This window comes from Salsuginibacillus halophilus (genome assembly GCF_003014715.1).
Classification (GTDB): Bacteria; Bacillota; Bacilli; order Bacillales; family Marinococcaceae; genus Salsuginibacillus; species Salsuginibacillus halophilus.
The window spans coordinates 100,787-124,028 of record NZ_PYAV01000004.1 but is presented as its reverse complement, the minus strand read 5'-3'; the positions used below and the strand labels follow the sequence as shown (position 1 = coordinate 124,028).

The 23,242-nt window shown below is 47.4% G+C and carries 16 protein-coding genes; 8 read left to right on the top strand and 8 right to left on the bottom strand.

The features are described 5' to 3' along the window. The first annotated feature begins 9 nt into the window (after nt 1-9). The gene (locus tag B0H94_RS04525) at nt 10-1,362 is read left to right on the top strand and encodes a PTS transporter subunit EIIC (protein ID WP_106588065.1); all 1,353 of its coding nucleotides are present in this window, start codon (nt 10-12) and stop codon (nt 1,360-1,362) included. Nucleotides 1,363-1,377: 15 nt separating this feature from the next. Then, nucleotides 1,378-2,424 carry a MupG family TIM beta-alpha barrel fold protein gene (locus B0H94_RS04520; protein ID WP_106588064.1) on the top strand — a complete coding sequence of 349 codons (1,047 nt, stop codon included), beginning with the start codon at nt 1,378-1,380 and terminating at the stop codon, nt 2,422-2,424. Here B0H94_RS04520 and B0H94_RS04515 read toward each other — a convergent pair. Further along, a complete protein-coding gene (locus B0H94_RS04515; protein WP_106588063.1) occupies nt 2,421-4,655 on the bottom strand; it encodes a UvrD-helicase domain-containing protein in 2,235 nt (744 codons plus the stop codon). The genes B0H94_RS04520 and B0H94_RS04515 overlap by 4 nt on opposite strands. 390 nt (nt 4,656-5,045) lie before the next feature. Here B0H94_RS04515 and B0H94_RS04510 point away from each other — a divergent pair, with 390 nt between their 5' ends. The 3 genes from B0H94_RS04510 (at nt 5,046) to B0H94_RS04500 (ending at nt 8,787) form a co-directional block, all read left to right on the top strand. Beyond that, nucleotides 5,046-6,506: a SulP family inorganic anion transporter gene (locus B0H94_RS04510; protein ID WP_245893900.1), complete on the top strand. Its 1,461-nt coding sequence runs from the start codon at nt 5,046-5,048 to the stop codon at nt 6,504-6,506. A 161-nt stretch (nt 6,507-6,667) separates the two neighbouring features. Next, nucleotides 6,668-7,084: a universal stress protein gene (locus B0H94_RS04505; protein WP_106588061.1), complete on the top strand. Its 417-nt coding sequence runs from the start codon at nt 6,668-6,670 to the stop codon at nt 7,082-7,084. 176 nt (nt 7,085-7,260) lie between these two features. Then, nucleotides 7,261-8,787: a methyl-accepting chemotaxis protein gene (locus tag B0H94_RS04500; RefSeq protein ID WP_181315255.1), complete on the top strand. Its 1,527-nt coding sequence runs from the start codon at nt 7,261-7,263 to the stop codon at nt 8,785-8,787. Between the two features lie 43 nt (nt 8,788-8,830). Here the strand turns inward: B0H94_RS04500 and B0H94_RS04495 are convergent, their stop codons facing one another. Next, complete coding sequence (locus B0H94_RS04495; protein ID WP_106588059.1) at nt 8,831-10,027, bottom strand: GTP-binding protein; 1,197 nt, start codon at nt 10,025-10,027, stop codon at nt 8,831-8,833. 128 nt (nt 10,028-10,155) lie between these two features. On the opposite strand from B0H94_RS04495, the gene B0H94_RS04490 reads away from it, so the two are divergent. Then, the gene (locus B0H94_RS04490) at nt 10,156-11,346 is read left to right on the top strand and encodes an FAD/NAD(P)-binding protein (protein WP_181315254.1); all 1,191 of its coding nucleotides are present in this window, start codon (nt 10,156-10,158) and stop codon (nt 11,344-11,346) included. Here the strand turns inward: B0H94_RS04490 and B0H94_RS04485 are convergent. Further along, nucleotides 11,329-12,744 (bottom strand): phosphodiester glycosidase family protein, encoded by a 1,416-nt coding sequence (locus tag B0H94_RS04485; RefSeq protein WP_181315253.1) that lies wholly within the window; start codon nt 12,742-12,744, stop codon nt 11,329-11,331. The genes B0H94_RS04490 and B0H94_RS04485 overlap by 18 nt on opposite strands. A 297-nt stretch (nt 12,745-13,041) precedes the next feature. Here B0H94_RS04485 and B0H94_RS04480 point away from each other — a divergent pair, with 297 nt between their 5' ends. Further along, nucleotides 13,042-13,242 carry a cold-shock protein gene (locus tag B0H94_RS04480; RefSeq protein ID WP_106588056.1) on the top strand — a complete coding sequence of 67 codons (201 nt, stop codon included), beginning with the start codon at nt 13,042-13,044 and terminating at the stop codon, nt 13,240-13,242. A gap of 94 nt (nt 13,243-13,336) precedes the next feature. Here B0H94_RS04480 and B0H94_RS04475 read toward each other — a convergent pair whose 3' ends face one another. After that, nucleotides 13,337-15,625: an S-layer homology domain-containing protein gene (locus tag B0H94_RS04475; protein WP_181315252.1), complete on the bottom strand. Its 2,289-nt coding sequence runs from the start codon at nt 15,623-15,625 to the stop codon at nt 13,337-13,339. Nucleotides 15,626-16,361: 736 nt separating this feature from the next. Next, nucleotides 16,362-17,954 (bottom strand): long-chain-fatty-acid--CoA ligase, encoded by a 1,593-nt coding sequence (locus B0H94_RS04470; RefSeq protein ID WP_106588054.1) that lies wholly within the window; start codon nt 17,952-17,954, stop codon nt 16,362-16,364. A gap of 198 nt (nt 17,955-18,152) precedes the next feature. Here B0H94_RS04470 and B0H94_RS04465 point away from each other — a divergent pair, with 198 nt between their 5' ends. Beyond that, nucleotides 18,153-18,677 carry a restriction endonuclease gene (locus B0H94_RS04465; protein WP_106588053.1) on the top strand — a complete coding sequence of 175 codons (525 nt, stop codon included), beginning with the start codon at nt 18,153-18,155 and terminating at the stop codon, nt 18,675-18,677. 37 nt (nt 18,678-18,714) lie between these two features. Here B0H94_RS04465 and B0H94_RS04460 read toward each other — a convergent pair whose 3' ends face one another. The 3 genes from B0H94_RS04460 to B0H94_RS04450 form a co-directional block, all read right to left on the bottom strand. Further along, nucleotides 18,715-20,730 carry an SEC-C metal-binding domain-containing protein gene (locus B0H94_RS04460; protein WP_106588052.1) on the bottom strand — a complete coding sequence of 672 codons (2,016 nt, stop codon included), beginning with the start codon at nt 20,728-20,730 and terminating at the stop codon, nt 18,715-18,717. 689 nt (nt 20,731-21,419) lie between these two features. After that, nucleotides 21,420-22,727, bottom strand: a complete 1,308-nt coding sequence (locus tag B0H94_RS04455) for a TRAP transporter large permease (RefSeq protein ID WP_106588051.1) — start codon at nt 22,725-22,727, stop codon at nt 21,420-21,422. Next, the gene (locus B0H94_RS04450; RefSeq protein WP_106588050.1) at nt 22,717-23,226 is read right to left on the bottom strand and encodes a TRAP transporter small permease; all 510 of its coding nucleotides are present in this window, start codon (nt 23,224-23,226) and stop codon (nt 22,717-22,719) included. Before B0H94_RS04450 ends, B0H94_RS04455 begins: the two co-directional genes overlap by 11 nt. Nucleotides 23,227-23,242 lie beyond the last annotated feature (16 nt).

The window sequence follows — 23,242 nt, the reverse complement described above, 5'->3', positions numbered from 1 at the left end:
CCGTTGGATATGGAAACGACACCACAGCTTGCTCATCATTTATTATCCTCACTCGGTGGTCCTGCTAACGTGCAGTCGATTACCCACTGCATGACACGTATTCATGCCTTTGTTTATAATACTGATTTCGTTAACTGGGACAGTTTAACAAGCAGCGACGAAGTCATGGGGGTCATTGAAGGACAAATGATCCAAATTGTCGTCGGTTCAAAAATGTCGAAGCCACTTGCTGATGAACTTGCAGCTCAAAGCGGCCTCAAAACTCGTACAATTGCAAGCGAAGCCCGTGATACTGAAAAAACATTTCCAGCTAATGAACAAACCGGGGTGAAAAGATTTTTAAAGTCGATTGGTAATATCTTCATCCCACTAATGCCTGCCCTAATCGCTTCCGGCTTGATTAGCGGTATCGCAAATTCTGCAGCGAATGCCGGAGTTGACCCGGATACCACCTGGCTTGCCATGTTTCTTTTAGCAGGCGGAGCCATTTTTGCTTTCCTGGGTGTCCTCGTCGGCTGGTGTGCTGCAGGTGAGTTTGGCGGAACCCCTGCCTTTGGCGCAATTGCCGGCGCAATTATTATTCACCCGGACCTTGAAAGCTTTGCTTTGTACGGGGAAAACTTCATACCGGATACCGGCGGCATTTTAGCCATCATTTTCGCAGCGTGGGTGATGGCTCAAGTTGAGCGCCTCGTCCGCCGTATGATACCACCGGCAGTAGATATTATTTTCACCCCCGTTGTTACTGTGCTTCTCGTAAGCGGCGTCACCTTTACGATTTTACATCCAGCAGGTGCGTTGATTAGTCACTGGACAACGCAGTTTATTGAGCAGGTTTTAACCATCGGGGGTGCTCTTGCAGGCGCAGTACTTGCTGGTGCTTTCCTTCCGTTTATTGTCGTCGGTATGCACCACGGGCTCACGCCTGTACATTTGGAATTCATCCAAACAGCTGGCGCTACGCCGCTTCTGCCGATACTTGCTATGGCGGGTGCGGGGCAGGTCGGAGCGGCCGGTGCCATTTTTATCAAAACGAATCACCAAAAGCTGCGCACAACCATTAAAGGAGCGTTGCCTGTCGGGGTGCTCGGGATCGGTGAGCCGCTTGCTTACGGGGTGACACTGCCGCTTGGCCGCCCGTTTTTCACAGCATGTCTCGGCGCTGCCTGCGGCGGTGCTGTACAAGCTGTACTCGGTACAGCTGCTACAAGTATTGGCGTTTCAGGCATCTCATTGCTTCCGTTAATTGACGACGGCATGTACGTCCAGTTTCTCACCGGCTTAGCCGCAGCGTACGTGTTCGGATTTCTCTTCACTTACTTGTTCGGCTTTCGCGAAGCCATGGCTGATCACTTATATTAATCGGGAGGATTTCCTATGTACGGATTCTCGCTTTATTTGAATGAACCAATGAATGAAAAACGCCGGCGCTATATGCAGGAAATGCATGCGGCCGGCTTTTCTTACATATTTACATCTATTCATATTCCAGAAGAAGACCAAACGCTGTATAAACGCCGCCTTGAAGCGTTAGCAGAAGAAGCCGCCTCTTTTGGTTTGACGTTAATCACCGATTCGTCTCCGGCTGCGCTGCCGCTGCTCGATCATTTAGAAGGACCGATCCATGTGCGCATCGACCACAGCTTACAAGCTGAACAAATGGCGGACCTCGCGAAGCGCCACCGCATCATTTTAAATGCGAGCACCTGCGCGCATGCAGAATTAACGTCCCTTCGTAACGCCGGGCTGAACCTCGGTGAAGCCGCTGCATGCCACAATTTTTATCCCCGACCGGAAACCGGGCTGGACCGAAGCGCATTACAGGCGCAAAATGCGTTGCTTAAAAGCGAAGGCCTACGCATCGCTGCCTTCGTCCCGGGGGATGGTGCCATGCGCGGCCCGCTTGAGCGCGGGCTCCCGACCCTTGAGGAGCACCGCGGCGCAGCACCATTTGCATCGGCTGTTTCGCTGTGGCGGGGTGCCGGCGTCGATGATGTTATCATTGGTGACCCTGACCTTTCAAAGGAAGCGCAGACCGCTTTTTCCCGGTTCAAAGATGGATTGTTTCCGGTGCGCGCAACGCTCTTTCCGGCAACTGAAGCCGAAGCCGAACTGCTCTCGCTCACGCACTACCGCCGCCCTGATCCTGCCCGCGATGTGGTCCGCTCAGAAACGGCGCGCCCGCATGCTGCGAGCTGCGCCTTATCGATTGCACCACTTTCAGCGCCTGCACCACGGCCACGCGGAGCAATCACCATTGATAACAGTCATTACGGGCGTTACGAAGGCGAATTGCAGCTTGTCAAACAACCGCTCCCGCCGGACCCTTGCGTCAACGTTGTTGGACAAATCATTGATGCAGACGTCTCATTGCTTGAGCACATCGAAGCCGGCGAAGCCTTTCAACTACGCCCCATGCGCTAAGCATTCGCCGTGCGGAGCGGGACTTCTTTGACTGCTTTTTTCATGAGCGACCCACAGAGGGGACACTGCTTTTCCTCTTCTGCTTCACTTTTGATCTGCTGCCACGCATGACAGTTCCGATTTGCACAGTCCCAAACGAGGCGTTCTTTCGTTTCATATACAGGTTCACTTTTTGCCGGCGCATCCGCTTCAGTTGCGCCGGTTGTTTGGTACGCCTCAAGCAGAAAGCGGGAAACCCCTGCCGGTTTGCCGTGCACCTGTGCCGGCGAGCTAACATACAACTGCTTCGCTGCTCTTGTGACTGCGACATACATCAGCCGCCGTTCTTCTTCAAGCGCAAGCTTCTGCTGCGAAGGCCTTGCCTGACCTGCAGCACCTTGGGCATACGTCCGGTCAGCGCACGCTTCTAGCGCCGTGTGATGCGGCAGTAAATTTTCGCTTGCACCGAGGACAATCACCACCGGAAACTCCAAGCCTTTCGCTTTATGAATTGTCATGAGCTTCACACCATCTGTCACACTTTGACTGCGCTCACGCACCATTTCCGTGCGCCGGGTGAGCTCATCAATATATTCGATAAACGCAGCAATCGTTTTAAACCGTTTTGCTGACGTCTCCAGCTCGTCCAGCGTTTCGCGCACCATCGCCTGATCGGCTGTTGTCTCTCCAGAACCATCAGCTGTTAAATACGCTTCGTACGGTTCACGGATCAGTTTCACTGCTGCCTCTGGTGCACGTGAAGCTGCTTTTTTGATGAGCTCCACCCGTTTTTCCACCTTCGTTTTTTGAAAGGCTTTTAACTGCGGCAAAAGCGGCAGTGACTGAAGCAGCCCGTCGCTTGTTACGTTAGGAACTGATGTATCTTTTGCAATATAAAGCGACGGCAAAATCCCGGAAAGTGCCGCTTCGTCGTCATCGTTTAACGCAAGACGGAGATGATCAACGACCGGCTTCACATAAGATTGTTCGTAAAATGTTTCTGTCTGACTGTAAGACGTAAACGGCACTTCTGAAAACGTCAATTCTTCAAACAACGCCCGGGCTGTATTTGCGGTCCGGTGCAGTATAGCGATCTCTTGAAACGAAGTGCCCGCAGCCGTTAATTCGTAAATAAGCTGATGCACCTTCTCTGCTTCTTCCTGCACACTTCCCGGCTGTAAAAAGACCGGAAGAGACGCCGGCGCGCCTGCTGCCTGCAGTGACTTTACGTGGCGATACTGATTTTTGGCAATGACTTGATTTGCAAGCCCTAAGATCCGGGCATCCGAGCGGTAATTAATTAAGAGCGGCAGCCGGACAGCTTCAGGATAATCTGTTGTGAAATTCAACATAATCGCACTGTCAGCACTATTAAACGAATAAATCGTTTGATCATCATCACCGGCACAAAATAAATGGTTATCCGGCGCCGCAATCAGCTGCACAATCTGGTACTGCAGGGGATTTGTATCTTGAAATTCATCGCACAAGATATAACGAAACCGACGCTGCATCTTCTCACGCAGCGCATCATCGGTTTGCAGCAGCTGATAAGCATTGACGAGAATATCATCAAAATCGATCAACTGCCGCTCAGCTTTCCAATCTTCATAGGCTAAAAGAAGGGACTTCTTCTGCTTGTCCTGGGTGGTGCGTTCAGGCAGATCGTGAATCGTCTGCAAGCAGTTTTTTAAATTGGACAGTTCGTGCAGAAGAACTTCCGGCTCATAGTCATCTTTTAATCCTTGCTGCTTCATTAATACTTTGAGCGCGACCTGCTTCTGCCGTTCACTAGTTATAATTGTTTCATGGTTTCCACGGAAACGAAGGAGACGCAAAAAGACACTGTGAAACGTACCGGCAGTTACACGGCCGGCTGCTTCACGTGAAATGCCCGGAATCCGGCCGAGCCGTTCGCTCATTTCATCTGCTGCTTTGCGCGTAAACGTCAACAGCATGATCTGCTCCGGTGACACATGATGCTCATGTATCAAATATGCACATCTCACAGTTAACACCCGCGTTTTCCCGCTTCCGGCACCGGCAAGAACGAGCGCCGGACCGTCTGTATGCCGCACGGCTGCCAGTTGTTCAGGATTTAAGTACACGCCGTCACCCTCAAGTGCCCGGAAAAATGATGCGTCAGCTGCACCATCTTCAACGCGGTCTACCGTTGTGTCCATCACGGCCGGTTCAGCTGGTGCAACAGGTTCTGCCGGGTCAAGCCCTGCCGGAACAGTTAACTGCTTCATCGACTCCCTCCTTCCCGTTTTCTTTCGCTTTGATATCCGCTACTTACTTTATCACGCTTGCTGCCTTCCGCCTACCTTAAGCACGCGTTTCCTGCTCATTTTTACGATTTATTGACGAACCACATATAAACGAGCATGTAAGTGTAAATAAAAGAAAAACTTTATATTATGCGCTTACATAAGGTTTTGTCGAAAGTGTTGCCTATGCTACAATAATCTTTGTTCAAAACGCCGGCTTTTGCACAGGCAAAGGCCATTTTTTATTGCAAAAAGTTCGCTGGTTAGTTTCTTCATCAAAGAGGCGTCTCTCCTTACACCGCCGTAGGGCGAGGCTTCCGGCTGCTCGATGCAATGCCTAAACAACAAAATAGAAAGAGGTGTGTCGTCGTTTTGAAAACAGGAACACTTAAACAACAGTGGCTTGGTAATGGCGTGAAAGCAGAGGTGCTTGCCGGCATTGTTGTTGCACTGGCATTGATTCCGGAAGCGATCGCCTTCTCCATTATTGCCGGAGTTGATCCACAGGTCGGCTTGTACGCAGCATTTTGTATTGCTGTTGTTATTGCGTTTGTCGGCGGCCGGCCGGGCATGATTAGTGGTGCAACCGGGGCGATGGCGCTTTTAATGGTTACCCTCGTTGCCAATGAAGGGTTGGAGTACTTACTTGCTGCCACCGTCTTAACGGGAATTTTACAAGTCTTATTCGGTGTATTTAAACTTTCTTCAGTAATGAAGTTTGTGCCGCGCTCCGTCCTTGTCGGCTTTGTGAACGCGCTTGCGATTTTAATCTTTATGGCGCAGCTCGACCATTTTGAAGGCGCCGGCTGGCAGATGTATGCTTTTACTGCCGCTGCACTTTTCATTATTTACTTGTTTCCGAAAGTGTCTAAATCTGTCCCTTCAACGCTTGTCGCGATTGTTGTCATTACAGGTGTTGTGATTTTTACAGGTTCTGGCGTAAGTACGGTCGGAGACATGGGCGCACTGCCGGATACACTCCCGATGTTTTTAATTCCAGAAATTCCACTTACCTTTGAAACGCTTGCGATTATCTTTCCATACGCGTTGTCGCTTGCCATGGTAGGTCTTTTAGAATCACTTTTAACCGCAACGATTGTTGATGACATGACCCAGTCTGATAGTGATAAAGATAAAGAATCCCGCGGACAAGGGTATGCCAATGTTGCGACCGGCTTTTTCGGCGGTATGGCTGGTTGTGCGATGATTGGTCAGTCGGTGATCAACGTGAAATCCGGTGCTGCCGGCCGCTTATCTTCACTCGTTGCCGGAACTGTGTTAATGGGGATGATTCTGCTTCTCGGGGATTTGGTTGTACAAATTCCTCTTGCGGCACTCGCCGGAGTTATGATTATGGTTTCGATCAGCACGTTTGACTGGAACTCTGTATTCACGATTCATAAAGTACCAAAAACCGATGCTGCCGTTATGGTCGTGACCGTAAGTACAGTTGTGATCACCCACGACTTGTCGATCGGTGTTCTTGCCGGTGTTATCTTGAGTGCGATTTTCTTTGCAGCTAAGATCTCTAAAGTGAAAGTGACCAACATTGCTGAAGACACAGCCAAACGTCATTACGAAGTGGACGGTCAGCTATTTTTCGCTTCTGTCACCGACTTTATCAAATCTTTTAAGTACGATGATACAGTTGAAGAAGTTACCATCGATTTAAACAAAGCCCATCTGTGGGATGATTCTGCCGTCGACGCTTTAGAGCGGGTGAAAACAAAATTCGAACAGAATGACATTACCGTGCATGTCGTTGGCTTAAACAAAGAAAGCTCCGAACTTGTTGAACGAGCTGCTGCCGCCATGAAAGCAGGCGGGCATTAAGTAAGAACAGTGCCGGGCTGTCCGAGTTTCGGGCAGCCCGTTTTTTCACATTGTGTCGCGATTTGCATACAAAAGAGAAGCAGACCTACTATTCATCTTACCGTGTTTTTAATATGATAGAGATAGTGACAACGTTTACAAAGGAATAAGGGAGGACTACAATGTACAAAAAAATTCTACTAGCCGCTGACGGTTCAGACCACTCCATCCGGGCAGCCGAACACGCACTTGCGCTGGCAAACATTACAGCAAACAGCCATATCGATATCGTCAACATCATCGATTCTGAGACAGCAAAAACGGAAGTGCTCAAATTCGGCGAATCGCACATGCTTGATGACAAGCGGCGCGAGAAACTGCACGGCGTAGAAGATGTGTTGAAAAGTGAAGTTTCCTACGAGGTACACATCGTGCACGGGGAGCCGGGCCCGACGCTTGTAAAACGAGCCAATGAAAATGATTACGACGTGGTCGTTGTCGGAAGCCGCGGCTTAAATAACTTGCAGAGCATGGTACTCGGCAGTGTCAGCCACAAAGTTGCTAAACGCGTCAACTGCCCGGTCATGATTATTAAATAAAGGCTGAGGAAACTTCCAAAATGAACGAAAGCACCTAACCCTCTACAATCGGGGTTAGGTGCTTTTTTATATTTATCAATCTGAGTAAATCTGAAGATATGTACAAGAACCGCAGGTTTTGTTTCACGTTTGTACAGTGTATGGTTAACTATCTTACAATGAGAATTGGTGATCTAATGTACAAAGAAAAAAACCGGGTTATGCTCGGAATTACCGCTTTTACTGTCCTCTTATCCATTGTCATCCATATCTTACACCGCGGTTTCGGCTGGATGGATATGTACCTCGCCGTTTCCATGATGCACAGCAGTCAGCAGGCGCATTTAGTGCCGGCGTTAAACGCATTACTCTTGCTTCCAATTCTCACTTTTCTCATTGTGATCATCTTATACATCCGCAACAGCACGCACCGAGCGCTGCCAATGCTTATGACACTCACCTTAACATTTGCAAGCATATCAATCATTGCTGGCGGCGACGGTATGGTTGAGTATCACTTTTCCATATTTATGGTCATTGCAGCCCTTGCCTATTTTGCAAGCCACCGGCTGATTCTAATTAGTACGGGCATTTTTGTTGCCCATCATGCTGCGGGTTATTTTACAGCCCCGGAGCTCATCTGTGGCACCAGTGACTACCCATTCGGCCTGCTCATGATTCATGCTGTTTTTCTCTTATTTACAAGCAGTGCGGTTATGCTGCAAATCGAAGCCAAAAAGCGGTATGAAACGAAAGTTGAAGCCCGTGAAGCTCGATATCAAAAGGATATGTATTTGTTAAATGAAGAAATTGAACATACCGCCCTTGAAGTAAAAGAAAAGACAGGACAGGTGCGTAAAGGCGCAGCGGAAACACGAGCGGTTTCAAAAACTTCAGCTACAGAGCTTGAAGAAATGAATGAAAATTATGAAGCGCAACGTCAGCAGACTGAAGAGATGCGCGCGACGTTAACGAAAAGCTCGCACCTCGTGCAACATATGATTAACCAGCTGAACAATGCGCTGACAGCTGCGCAATCAACAGCATCCAATGCAGCATCCGGCAGACAGTCGATGAAACAAACCGAGCAGATGATCCAATCAGTTGAAGAAAATGTTATACAAACGGAGAAACGCAGCTCCTTAATGCAGGAGCATGCCGCCGATGTTCAAGCGACACTTAACCGAATTTCTTCAATTGCCGACCAAACCAACCTGCTTGCTTTAAACGCATCAGTTGAAGCTGCACGCGCAGGCGAATCAGGAAAAGGCTTCAGCGTCGTGGCCGCTGAGGTTCGTAAACTTGCTGATGAAACGAGCCGTCATGCAGAAACCGTTGAGACAACACTCACAGCTTTTCAAGACAATGCTGATGCACTCACTTCTGAAATGCAGCAGACGAAAGCAACTGTAGAAAATGGACTTAAGAACGTCAAAACGATTAGCTCGGTTTTTCAAGAGATTGCTGAAGAAACAACTAAAGTTTTGACAGAAGTACAGCAAACCGAGGCTTACTCAGATGACGTAAACAACGGAATTGATGCGACTGTAAGCCTCGTCGAACAGCTAAGCACCGCAGCTGTTCATGTTCAAGCGCAGCTTGAGCGCCTCGCTGCCGGCGCAGAACAACAACTTTCTACAAGCGAAGAGTTCGAGCAGCTCACTTGCTCCCTTGATCAAATCGTCGACACACTACAAGAAAATATTGAAGCCAAACAAGGGTAGCCAAAAAAGCGGCTACCCTTGTTTTTATTGCAGTCTGCCAACATTATGCCTCTTCTAAAATCATCTCACGAAACATCGGATCTTCAAACGACCGCCAATTGCCCGCCATCTCGTCATCTGTTAAGAGACACGCATCAAGTGCACGTTCTAGTTCCTCGTGTTTTATTTTTATACCAATGAGAACAAGCTCGGTGATCCGGTCGCCATATAACGGGTCCCATCCGGCTTTCTCATCTTCCTCCACTTCGCGTTCTTCTTCCGGCAGCGCTGCTTCCCAGTAGCCGGAAGCACCGACTTGAATCGATTGACCCGCCTGACTTAATTCAACCGCTACATCATGAAGTGTGGCAACCCAGATTAAGCCTTTGGCACGGACAACTTCAGCTGGCCAGTTCTCCAAAAAGTCGTGCAGCCGCGCTGGATGAAAAGGACGATCCTGCCGGCGGTAAACGAATGAAGAAATGCCATACTCCTCCGTCTCTGGCTCATGGGCTTCAACCTGCAGCTCTTTCAACCAGCCTGCTGATTGGCTGGCTGCTTCAAAATCAAAACGGTTCGTATGGACAACTTGCGACAAATCCACCTGCCCATATACGGCCCGAATCATTTCCGCACGCGGCTGCAGCTTATGCAAGACGTTTTCAAGTTCCACAAGCTGTGCTTCTTCAAGTTGGTCTGATTTATTTACGACTAAAACATCACAGCATTCGACCTGCTCAATCAGTAAATCAGCAATGTCACGTTCGTCTTCATCATCTGCCCCTTGCGCCCGGTCTAAAAGCGTTTCTCCTGCCCGGTAGTCGTGCCAAAAGTTAAGCGCATCAACGACGGTAACCATCGTATCAAGGCGGCACCACGTCGTTAAATCAATCCCTGCTTCCTCATCTACATATGAAAAGGTTTGTGCAACTGGCACCGGCTCTGAAATGCCCGTCGATTCAATTAAAATGTAATCAAATTCGCCTTCCTCTGCTAAACGTTTCACTTCAATTAACAAGTCTTCCCGCAGCGTACAGCAAATACAGCCGTTGGACATTTCAACAAGCTGATCATCTTGCTGCGATAATGTGCTCCCTTGCTGCACTGCTGCTGCGTCAATATTAATCTCACTAAAATCATTTACAATGACTGCCACTTTCTGCCCCGTCTGTTCGTTTAAAATATGATTTAATAACGTTGTCTTTCCTGCGCCAAGATAGCCGCTAAGTACGGTAACGGGAATACGTTGATCCTGTGCCATAAATTTATAACCTGCCTTTAAAAATGTAATTATTACGATTTACAACAGAATTATAATTTAGTATGATGGACCAAGTCAATATAAATTGTAATTATTACGTTTTATAGATGGAAGGGGCGAAATCTCACATGGTTGAGTGGTTAATTATTGGCGGAGGGATTCATGGCAGTACAATGTTTACACACCTTCGAAAAATGTTAGGTGTCAAAGCATCTCAAATTGCCTGGGTTGACCCGGCTGAAGAACCGCTCGCCGTCTGGAAGCGGTGTACATCTGCCGTTCACATGACAGATTTGCGTTCCCCAGGCGTTCATCACATCGATACTACACCGTTTTCGTTTATTCATTACGCCAAAGAAAACCGTCACCTGTTTGAGCGGGCGCCGTTTTCCGGTCACTACAAACACCCATCACTTGAAGCTTTCGATATGCATGCAGACGCTACCCTTGAAGACCTAAACTGGCGGGAGTCTTGGGTACAAGGGAATGTCGTGAAACTTCAACGTACATCTGAAAATGGCTGGTTTGTTCTTTTGAATAGTAAGCACGGTATTCACGCCCGGCAGGTTATTCTCGCCATTGGCGCAAGCGAAGCACCCAACATCCCGAATTTTCTTAAGCCCGATCGAGCAAGCGGGTGTTATCATGTGTTTTCACAAGAAATGCCGAGCATCCCAAAATTAACAGGACAGGTTGCTGTTATCGGGGGCGGCATTACAGGAGCTCAAGCTGCGCTTGCGGCTTCACAAGGCAGTGCTGCACACGTCACGCTTGCTTCGGGGAAAGATTTACAAATTCAACGCTTTGATTCCGACCCTGGATGGCTCGGCCCAAAATATATGAAGGCTTTCAACAAAGAAAAAGATACCACGGTACGCCGTGATATCTTAACGAAGGCGCGACACCGAGGATCAATGCCGCGTAAGTTTTATCAAATGTTAAAGCAACATATAAAAGACGGACGAATCACACTGTCTGAACAGCGGGTAACTAACGCTTCTCAAACTCAAAGCTGGCAGCTTGAGCTGGCCGACGGAGAAGCGCTTGAAGCTGACCACCTTTTACTCGCGACCGGTTTTCAACAAAAAATGCCCGGGAAGTCTTGGCTTCAGCCGCTGATTGACGACTGCGACCTTTCCACAGCGCCGTGCGGGTATCCAATCGTCGACAGTGAAAACCTCGCTTGGCACCAAGGCCTCTATGTGATGGGGCCGTTAGCAGAGCTGGAGCTCGGGCCGGTGTCCCGTAATATAGCCGGCGCTCAGCGGGCTGCACGCCGAATTTGTGCGTCCCAACCCGCTTTAGTTCATGCGGAATAACAACGCATTGGAGAGCTCGCGTCCAGGTGGTGCAATATAAGAACCACCTTCATATAAGCCACTTGACGCACCCCCGTCTAAATTCATCGCCTGCTCAGCACCAAGTGACTGCATCGCGCGAGCAAGCTGCTCCATTGTAGCTCCAGAAGCGGTCAAAACAATGAGCCGGCGGTCTTCGGTAACCCCGATGGCAGAGCGCGAAGCGGAGCGCTGGGTAACCGCTGGATCGTGGAATTCCTCAGCAGTCGTGCCTACATCTATGACACCATCACGCACGAGGCGCGGTCCGGCACCTAGGATCGTCTCTGCCTCGTGCCAGCGTTCATCGCTGCTCGTTTCTGCCTCATAATTGATCTCATAACCGGCCGGCTCACCGACGTTGAAACGTTCGGCCATCTGACTTTCCGCCGAGCCGTTCAAATAAAGTACAAACCCGTCTGCAGGGATAGCTGTCGTTTCAGATGTTACCTCACGCACAATATCGTTTTCCACAACAATATGCGTGCCGGTATTATGCGTCACTTCACTGCCAAAAGCGCGTGTATACAAGATCGACTCACTCCCACTTTCCGCAGCCTCACGATTCATCCACGTCGCATACCACGTTTCATCCCAACGCTCACCGCCTGCGACATAACCTTCAACCTCCGGTGAGAGGACATCCATTAAGATTTCATTTGTCGGAGTAAAACCGATCGCTGTTTTACCGCGACCAATATGAGCAAGCTCACCATCTGTTTGAATCATACCATACGGATCAGTGTTTGCTGTGTAGGCATCAAAGAAAGTCCCGTTAACTGCATAATCCGCACCACCAGCTGCTGCAATATGAGCTAGAGGTGCGGTGGCCCCCACCCGACCGTGCGCCAAGCCTACATCTACATCTAAGTGACGGTTGGTAAGGTCAATCATCCGGTAAGATGTTTGAACCCCGGCGATTGCTCCATGTCCAGCTTGTGTTGAGCGACCTAAATCAATGGTAACTTCAACGGTATCATCGTTATGTACTACATTAGCTATGTAACGATCACCATCCCAAGTTGTGGTATAGCCGAGCATATCATTCATAAACCGGAGCGGAATATATGTACGATTATTCGTAATTGCAGGTGAGGTTTCAAGTGCCCTTGTTTCACCATTTACTACAGCTTCGCGTCCATCCACCGGCAGATCCACCCGTGTACCTTCATGTTGCACGACCGCTGTGCGCGTATCGTTTTCCCACCGCACGTCAGCACCGAAAGTTTCACTGACAAATCTAAGCGGCACAAGCGACCGGTTCGCTTCATGATCCATATAACCGTAAACCGGTTCACTATGTTCAGCATAACTCGTTTCTGATACCATTAAGCTTAACACTACGGTTGCAAGTCCGCATAATAACCCTGCTTTTTTCACTGCCTTCGCCCCCTGGTGATGATTTTTCTTTATTATATAGGAATTCATTTTAAAATACAGTGTATACCCTATATTCACATGGCTGAAAGTACCGGCTTCAGCCGCCAAAATTTTTTCAGCAACTTTTTTTAAATTTGATGTATCATTTCTTAGGTGCCTGTGCTATAATAAACATAAGCTATTGAGGTTCGACGTAATGAGCTGGACCGTGGCCTTTCAAGGTTGGATCTGGATGGAAGTTGCAGAGAGCGAAATAGTAATATATTTGCGGGAAAATCCCGCGCAGGAGGCATTACCATGGTTGAAGGTAACGTAAAATGGTTTAACGCAGAAAAAGGATTCGGTTTCATCGAGGTAGAAGGTCAAGACGACGTATTTGTTCACTTCTCTGCCATCCAAGAAGAAGGATTCAAAACACTTGAAGAAGGCCAAACTGTTTCTTTTGAAATTCAAGAAGGCCAACGCGGCCCACAAGCTGCAAACGTTCAAAAGCAGTAAACCTGCTTTTTAAAGCCCCTGCCGGTTAACCGGCAGGGGCTTTCTACGTGTTCAAAAAAGTGCGTGGACAGTCTTTGCTGCCCACGCTTTTGTTTTATTCTTCGCCTATACTTTCACTTAAACGGTACATATACCCTGCGTTTTTCTGTCCCCAAAATGGATCAGAAGCATAATTCACATTCATCCCCTCACCTTTATTACCTGGAAAAGGGCCATTGTAACGCCAATCATTCTCATTGAAGTATTCTTTGATGAAGGCGGCACCTTCAATAATTCCTGTTTCCATATCTTCATACTCATTGGCGGCTTCGTACGCATCGCCATCAACCGCACCGATCCCAAAGTAGTTATCTTTATCCCGGGCGATATCACTTTCTCCCCAGCTGCTTTCGTGGGCTGCAACTGCAAGCACATACTGCGCATTCACACCATGTTCTTCCTCTGCTTTAAAGAAGTATGGAATCGCTTCGCGCAGCCGGGCATCCGGACGATGCTCTTCAAACATCTCTTCAAAGTCTTCTTCATCAAATTCTGTCGGTTCCTTCATATCCTTGAAAGTGTATGGATGCTCATACGTACCTTCCTCAAATGAGATCCCATCTAAACTTTCCGCCGTTTCACCTTCAGCTAGAAAGTCAGGCGCCGGACCGTAACGGTAACTTTCATATCCGTAATTGCGCGCTACCCGGTGATAAAGCTCCCCATCAACATTTTCGTAGTAAGAACGATCCGGATCGAGGCTTTCCGGAAGCAATGTGATATCAGCATGAGCGACATAGCCTTGGGCACCCGAAATCGCTACTTCAACAGCGTCTTCATGTACCGCTAGGATTTCCATGTGAGTTTGCGGCTCAATATACGTTATGCTTTCTCCTGCACGCATTTCTGCTGATGAAAAGACGTTCACAATCCCACCTGAATTCGTCTGAGCTACACCACTTTCTGTCCAAAGCACCTCATCTGCGTATCGCACCACTTGATCCCCAGATGCTGCATATAGCGCATCATTGTAAGAATCGTATTCTGCAACTGTCTGCCATTCACCATTTTGGAGCGAAGCGACTTCAAAGCTTGTGTCTGCTTCTGTCATAAACGGGATACGTACTTCCTCTTCTAAGGTGATGCCATCCGCTGATTTTGCGTCCTCGGCAATCACAAGTTCATATTCACTGTCACTATCATAAAACGTTAGCGGAGTCACTTCTACAGCGTCCGCCTCAGTCGCATGTGGCTGTACATCGACATCATGTGCGTTTCCTTCATGATCTTCAATGGTCGCCCATTGACTTACATCTGTTTCCGGGTCAAGCACCTCATCAAAATGTATCGTCCACGATGTGTCCACAGCGACATCGCTGTGTTCTTCCGGTAAAACTTCTGCAACTTCAAAACTTGGCTGGATTGTTGTAAACGAAAGCGTCTCTTCTTCTGCTTCGCGGCCGTCACGAGCCGTAACATCTGCTGTTACTGTCACGTCATATGTTGTTTCCGGATCAAGCTCAACAACAGGCTGAAGCGTAAGTGTCCGATCATCTTGTTGAGAAACGTTTACCGCGATCGAATTCCCAGCTGCATCTGTCAGCTCCACGCCATCGGCTGCGCTTTCTTCTGCAACTGGTGCGTTAAACTTAAGTTTAAGCTCGTCATGGGGCGCTATATTTTCAGCTGGCTCGAGTCCTTCAAGGCCAAAATCCGGTACAAGCACTTCAACTAAGCGTTCCTGAACCTCAGTTGAGCGAGATAAGAACACTGCAAATTCTGCCCGTGAGACATCTTCTTCCGGCCGGTAAGTGCCATCTTCATATCCTTCAGTAAATCCGGCTTCTTGAAGCGAAGCAATGGCTTCTTCGGCAAAATGTCCATCCACATCAGCAAAGTCGTGCGCTTCTTCTGCGACTGGTAAATCAAACGCACGCTCCATAACAAGTGCCATTTCTGCACGGGTTATGTCATTGTCCGGCTGAAATGTGCCATCAGGGTAGCCGCTAATCACATCGCGCGCCACAGCTTCTCCTACCGCTTCGTAATAAAACTTACCTTCTTCAACATCAGGGAACGGCACATCTTCTCCGCCGCTCCAAGCAAGCGCACGGCTGAATAATGTTGCTGCTTCACCACGGGTTAATGCCCGGTCCGGGGTAAAGGTGTTTTCACCTGTCCCTGCAATCATACCGGCCTCTGCCATCACATGAACCGGACGCTCGTAATAAGCACCTTCATTGACATCACTGAATGCCTCGGCTACATCAACATCGGCTAACGTCTCATGATCAGTTAATTCCCCGTTTGTTGCGGCACCGGCATGAGCAGCGCCGCCGGCAAGCGCAGCTGCAATGAGTGCAGCAGACCAATGAAAGCCGTTTAACCGTTTCAATATTTTCATAGAAACCTCCATATATGTAAGTTATTTTCATAGATTGTTTGAAAAATCCTTCAATTATCATAATATACCTTTTACAAGCCTGTCTACGAACTTTCGGGCTAATTCGCACAAAGATTTAACAATACAAAAAAACAGCACCGGTCGTCCCGATGCTGGTCAGCGTTTAGATAAATTTTCAAGATGAACTATGACTGACGTCGCTTTTCGGCGGACGCTTGCCTCGGGTACGGCCTCAACTTCCTCGGCAGAAAACCTCTGCCTGCGGGATTTTCGGCTCGTACTGTTCCCGAAGGCGTCGCCGCCGATGCTTGTCAGACTTAAGCTATTATATCGTCATGAAACATCATATAGACCGTTATTAAGCAATATCCACATAGGTGAAAGTCGAAAATCATAAGGTTCAGCCTTTTAACGAAGATATGGTGTTATTAAACCGTCATGATAACTGTAACGGCAACTTAAAGAGTAGTCCTTTCACGCGCGAACCGCCTTTGTATTTTTGTTTTTACGCACAGCTCTCTTGAACACTACTGGGAATATCAGCAGACGAAGACCTCAAAATAAGCGGTTTTTTCACGCATAAGTTAAAGCGTTGCCTTGTGGAAAAGCAGACACAACGAAAACAAGTGTAAGTGCTAAATGAGTAGATGTCTCACTTGTGCGATTGGTGGAAGCAAGTATATTTTCATACCTAGCATTTTTAGTATCTTATGGGGCCCTCTGACCTTGCTTAGTTTTAGTTCACCATTCGCCCGCTTTCTTCCCAGAAAGGTTTGCGCAGCTGGACTTTCTGGATTTTGCCGGACGCTGTTTTTGGAAGCTCTTCCATAAAGCTAATACCTTTTGGCGCTTTAAACTTTGCCATGTTTTCTCTTGCAAAGTTCATCAAATCTTCTTCAGTCACTTCACTACCTTCGCGCAGCACGACAATCGCGTGCGGCACTTCGCCCCATTTTTCATGAGGTGCCGAAATCACGGCAGCTTCTCTGACATCGGGATGTTCATACAAGCAGCCTTCAACTTCAATGGAAGAAATGTTTTCTCCACCGCTAATAATCACATCTTTTTTCCGGTCAACAATTTCAATATAGCCATCTGAGTCAACATTAGCCATATCCCCTGTATGCAAGTAACCATTTTTAATTGTTTCATTCGTCGCTTCAGGATTTTTCCAATACCCTTCCATCACATTGTTGGATCGGGTAACAATCTCCCCAATGGACGCTCCGTCCCATGGCACGTCACTGCCGTCTTCATCCACTACGCGCACGTTCGACCCGATCATCGCATAACCGGTTTTTGCTTTCAGCCGTTGTTTTTCTTCCTTTGATTTGTCAGCGACTTCGGTGTTGATTTGTGAGGTTGTGATCAAAGGTGAGATTTCAGTCATTCCATAAACTTGAATAAACTCCCATCCTAAATCTTCCTCCACTCGTTTCACAAAAGCCGGCGGCGGGGCAGAACCTGCGATAACGACGCGCACATCCTGCGTGAGCTTGAGTGGCGCGTCACTAAGCGCATCATGCTCAAGCAGCATATTCAACACAGTCGGTGCCATATGTGCCACCGTCACACCTTCAGCTTCAATCTTTTTGAAAATTTCTGCTGGATCCATCTGCCGCTGCATTACCTGGGTTGCACCGTTAGCGGTGTAGTAAAACGGTGATCCCCAGCCGTTGACGTGAAACATTGGTAAAATGTGAATTAATGTATCTTGGTCACTTACACGTAAATGATGCATCGTTGTAAGGGCGTGTAAGTAGTTGCTCCGGTGGCTTAGCATGACACCTTTCGGATTTCCGGTCGTCCCGCTTGTATATAAGAGGCTTGCAATATCTGTTTCTTCTAAAGGCTCACGCTCGATCTCTTCTTCTGAAAACGAGGCAAGCCACGGCTCATATGCGATATCCTGTCCACGGTCTTCATCCATCCCGTGCACAATGATGGTATGCACCGTTTCGAGTTGATCACGGATTTCTTTCACCCGTTCGTACAGCGTGATATCGACAAACAGCACTTTTGATTCGCTGTGATTTAAAATAAAAATATAGTCATCCGGGGTTAGACGTGTGTTTAGCGGCGTCATCACCCCGCCTACTTGAAAAACACCATAAAACCCTTCGTACATTTCCGTCGAGTTCGGCGCGAGATAAGCGACCTTATCACCTTTTTCAATTTGAAGCGCTTTCAAACCTCGCGATAATTGCTGAACCCGGTGGTAAACGTCGGTGTAGGTTAAGCGCCAATTTCCATCAATAACGGCTGTTTTCTGTGCGTAAAGCTGCACGGCACGGTCTAAAAAATCTGTCACAACTAAAGGTACATGCATACTAGCTCCTCCTCTGTGCAGGTCGTATTTTTCAGATGATTCTCACCTTTCTATCTATTATACTACATCGATTTACTGTTATAGAAAAGGGGGAAGTTAAAGAATACAACCAAAAACGAACATACGTGCTACAATAGGAATAATCCGCGGATTGGCTCATACTTCAAACCAGCTATACTTTGAGGAGTTTTGGAAAACATGAAAACAAAATTACTTTGGCTCGTGATTATAGGCGCCTCTGCCGGCGTTCCTGTTTATGTGCAAACAGACGATATGAGAACTGCCGGCTGGGCAGCGCTGTTTGCCACTATCCTGCTCTTTTCGTTTTGGCTTTACCGCTTCATTAAAAAGCGGCGTACCGGGCTCGGCTATGTTGACAGGCTCGATGGTTACGCGTTTGAAAGTTATATTGCAGAACTGCTTAAAGCGAGCGGCTATAAACACGTATCCGTCACTCAGGGAAGCAGTGACTTTGGTGCTGACTTAGTGATTGATACCGCAGAGACCCGTATCGTGCTGCAGGCAAAACGCTACAACTCAACCATCGGTGTTCGGGCGGTCCAAGAGGTGTATACCGCCATGCCGTATTATGAAGCGGACATGGCATGGGTCGTTTCAAACAGTTACTACACAAAAGCCGCGCACACGCTTGCTTCAGCTGCCGGTGTTACTTTAATTGACCGCGATGAATTAGAGCGCTGGATGAAAGACACACGCTACTAAAAAAGCGGCGCTGTACTTTTACAACGCCGCTTTTTCCTTAATCCTCGGTATCAAGTAGTGTTAACAAATCGCTGCCAAGTCGCTCAAACATATCTTCCCAAATGCCTGTAGCAATATAAGCATAATACTCAACTTCACTTTGTTCACCTGCTGAGACTGCCAAAGGCGGGTGTTCAGGTTTTGGCTTACGAAGCACCATATGATCCATCAGCTCATGATTATGTTCTGCTAACTCACTCATTGCTTCATCAACGAGCTCCTGATCTTTACGAAGGAATGCTTTTAACAACTGATTCGCCCAATAAATGGAGTTATCTTCCTCATCAGGATACGTTGCTAAAAGCTCCTTCTCTTTCTCCCAGGACCCTTCGCAAATATAAAGGGCATGAAGCCAAAAGCGTAAACCTTGATTATCATCTGGATTTATTTTTAGCATAAACGCCAGTTGCTTTATCGCCTCTTGAAATGCTTGACGATCACAAAAAGATGCCGCTTCATTAATTAGCGCCCGCAAATACGGCCGAAAAGTAACATCGCTCCAAGCATTATCCGGCCGCTCCTCTGGTGGAATTTCTGCTAATTCTTTTTCAACGATATCGACAGCCTGTCTAAAGTAAGCTTCTTTTTCTTCAGGATCTTTCGCGAGCAAGCCTTTCAAATTGTATAAGTCCGCCACCGGCTCTTCCACGTTCATGATTTCAGCAGGGCGACATAAGGCTGCAGCCTCTTCCTCACCGACTTTTTCAAATGCTTCGTAAGCATCATAAACCTGCAACTGCTGGGATTCTTCAGGGGTTTTGGGTACAAAGAGTTCCCCAGCAAAAGCATCGATATGATTTGGATCCAACTCACCGCGCAGGATCAGCCGCTGCATTTTCCACATCAATGCCTCTGTTGCTGCCGGATAAAAACCTGAATTCGTTGAGATTTTCGGCGTCCCTGACATGCTTCTACTTGCTTGCTCTGCCAAAAATTTGGATGCTTGTTCATCAAGCTGATCCCAAGAATCCGGATCATTATCAATGATACGATCTGCGGCTTTACTCACTGAGTCAGGCGAGCAGCCAAAATGTTCCGCGAGCTCTTTGATGGTAAACCCGCCATGTTCCATTTTTTCCGCCCGAAGTGGAAATATCTCTTTTGCTCCAGCTGCCGCTCCGGCCGCGTAAATGGCCGGCTTACGCATCTGCGGTTTTTCTTCACCTAGGAATACCGCAAGTCTGTCCTCAACTTCTTCACCCATCCAGCGCAGCATTGGTGGCAGCATTTGATCAAAAAAGTCTGTTAACTGTGTCAAGGCTTGTTGATCTTGCGCTCGAAAATCATAGTTTGCAGAAGACCGTGGAAGCATATTGTCAGGTGCTAAAATATCGATTGACCGATCCAAAATGCTTGCGTTTAAAAATACAGACCATTCGCTAAATCCTAGTACTCGCATTTTTTCTGAAAGTCGTTCAATGTTATTATCCTCACTTGCTCCTGCATGAAAAACTGCCGGCAGCGCAAGCAGGCCGTCCATAAACGGTACACCGAGCCCGATATACCTTGTTCCTACCGGGTGTTTTGCTGTCTCTTTCCATGATTCAAGGGTGTAGAGCGGCTTCTTTTCTTGTTCGGTAACCTCTGTAATTAACGCTGTGTCACCATTAACACCCGTAATCTCTGCTAAAAATACGGAGGGGTTTTTCAACGGCTCGAGGGCGTGTTTCGTCTTGGCCCGGTTGAATTTCTTTTTTTCTTCATCAATAAATCTCTGCCATTTGTCTTGATTCTTCACAAAACCGTGATCCAACATAAATACGAGGCTGAAAAACCCTTCATTCCCTTCAAATTCAAGCCCATTCGCCTCGACCCGCATCATTTCCTGCTGAAAACTTGAAACTGTACTTTCATCCTTATCCACTTGTTCAGCCATCATGTCAGTGTATTCTTGAAACAACATTCCGATGTCATTGATCACCTGTTGATCAAAAGCTAGTGACTCTTTTCTTGCACAACACTTTTTATATTTTTTACCACTGCCACATGGACAAGGTTCATTTCGCTCCGGCATACGCTACCTCCTACGTGCTTTTACCCCATTGTACAAGTTTTATCGTAAAAAAACGAAGTTCATTTTTAAAAAGCCCCCGCCTGTAGGCGAGAGCGTGCTGACAAACTTTTTAAAAAAGTGAAGGCTGACGTCGCTTTTCGGCGGGCGCTTGGTCGCACCTTGTCTTCTTAGCCTCTTGTACCGCTTCATCTTCCTCGGCAGAAAACCGCTGCCTGCGGGATTTTCGGCTCGTACTGTTCCCGGTAGACGTCGCTGCCGATGCTTGTCAGCCTTGCGTTATTTTATGGTTATAATTGGTAGTCCTCCTATTGATCAAGCAATATCTACATGTATCAATTTCATCATGATGCTTCATGAGTAATCAAACAAACCCTATACATTGGAAATGCTTGCTGATCGTTAAGTTTACAAGTGACCGAAACGAAAGACGGCGACTCCCAGAGGATCAAGCGCAGGCTGAAGATCCACTTGTTCGATTGGCAATCAAATCGAACAAGTTAGCTGAAGCCAAGCCCTCGGGAAAGCGTTCGTCTGGCGTGAAGGTTACGTTCATGGTTCGGTTTTAAAGTGCAGCCCGCGAACCGGAGCAGTAAGCTGTGCATGAATTTTAGATTTTGTACTATGTCGACAGTCTGACCGCCTTTAGGTGAGAGCTTTTTCTAAACTAGAATAGAAATTCAGCCTTAACTTTAACCGCTTCTCATGAGCTCAGGTAAAATGGTAACAAGCTCCGGAAAGATTAAGAAAATGACAATCGCCGCAACCATCGCAAGCAGCATGGGGACAACGCCTTTAAAAATGCGTTCAATTGGAATATCTTTTACGACCCCGCTAATGATATATACACTGATTCCAAGCGGCGGCGTAATTAAGCCCATGTTCATGACCATCACCATAATGACACCGAACCAGACCCCATCAAACCCTAGCCCTGTCACAAGCGGATGAATCACAGGGAGCGTTAACACAAGAATCGCAATGCCTTCGAGAAACAAACCGAGTACAAAGTAAACAAGAAGGATTGCCCCCATGATAAGTATTGGATGCCAGCCGAGTCCTTCCACAAATTGCGTAACTTGAGCCGGGATTGTGCTGATTGCTAAAAACTGACTGAAAATATCAGCACCGATTAAGATTAAAAATATCATTGCCGAGAGACGGGTCGTTTCTCCAAGCGCCTGCTTTAATGTTTTAAAATCTAAACGTCTCGTAACGAGCGCTAGCATCAGCGCGCCAAATGAGCCTATGGCTCCTGCCTCCGTAGGCGTGAACACTCCTAAATAAATTCCCCCAATAGAGACAATAAACAATAGTAGAAACGGCCACACCTTCGATAATGATTTGAACTTTTCGATCCATGGGGAACGCTGGGACGGCGGTCCGGCCTCAGGGTCTTTTTTCACCCAGAGATAGACAACCCCCATAAATAAAAGCATCTGGACAACCCCCGGTATCAGTCCAGCTACCAGGAGCTGATCAATCGGCTCCATCGTTAACACACCATACAAAATTAAAATAACACTAGGCGGAATTAAGATGCCGAGCGTCCCGCCGGCCGCAACACATGCTGTTGAAAGTGTCGGGCTGTAATTGTAATGACGCATTTCAGGCAGCGTCACTCGTGCCATCGAAGCTGTCGTCGCATTGACCGAGCCGGATATCGAAGAAAATATTGCGCTCGTGCCGATCGTCGTTAATGCCATGCCGCCTCGAAAATGACCGATCCATGCATCAACAGCTCGGAACAAATCTCTGCCAAAGTTACTGAACGACAAGAGCATCCCCATTAGAATGAATAGGGGAATCACACTTAAAGCATAAGAACTTGCTGTTGCAAACGGGGTATTACCAAGCTGAACCAAACCAGTTTCAAACCCGCGTATAAGCCCGTACCCCACCGTGCCTACAATAATTAATGAGATACTGACAGGAACTTTTATCAAAAACAATAGTAGTAATACAGCTATACCTAATGCACCTATGAACTCAAGACTCATGAGTGCTCACCACCTTTACGAAATGCTTAAGACTATTCGTGAAGGCGGTTAAAGCAAAAATGAGCAAACCTGCAGAAGCAACGATAATAAACGGATAAACAACAAGACTTAAATCACTTGTTGTAACACCACGGTTCATCATGCGAAATGCTTCCTGCAGTACAGCCCAGCTCATCACAAGCACAACGATAAAGATGACAACCTCAATAATCCCTTCTATGCTATGCCTTAGTTTCACGGATAACTTATCGACGAGAAAACCAATTGCGATATGCTCCTTATATTGATGCGTAACAGCTAAAGCAAAAAAGACAAGGAGGGCCGAACTTTGTTCCGTCAGTTCAAAAGCCCCCAAAATAGGTTGATTAAAGAAGTATCGTCCAATCACATTAAACGTGATTAGGAAAGTCATAAAAAGTAAAATGGTGTTTGATAGGTAATGCAGCAAAGAACTCAATATTTGAGCAACTTTATCTAACGATGAAATCAAGCTTTCCATAATTAAAACGCCTGCC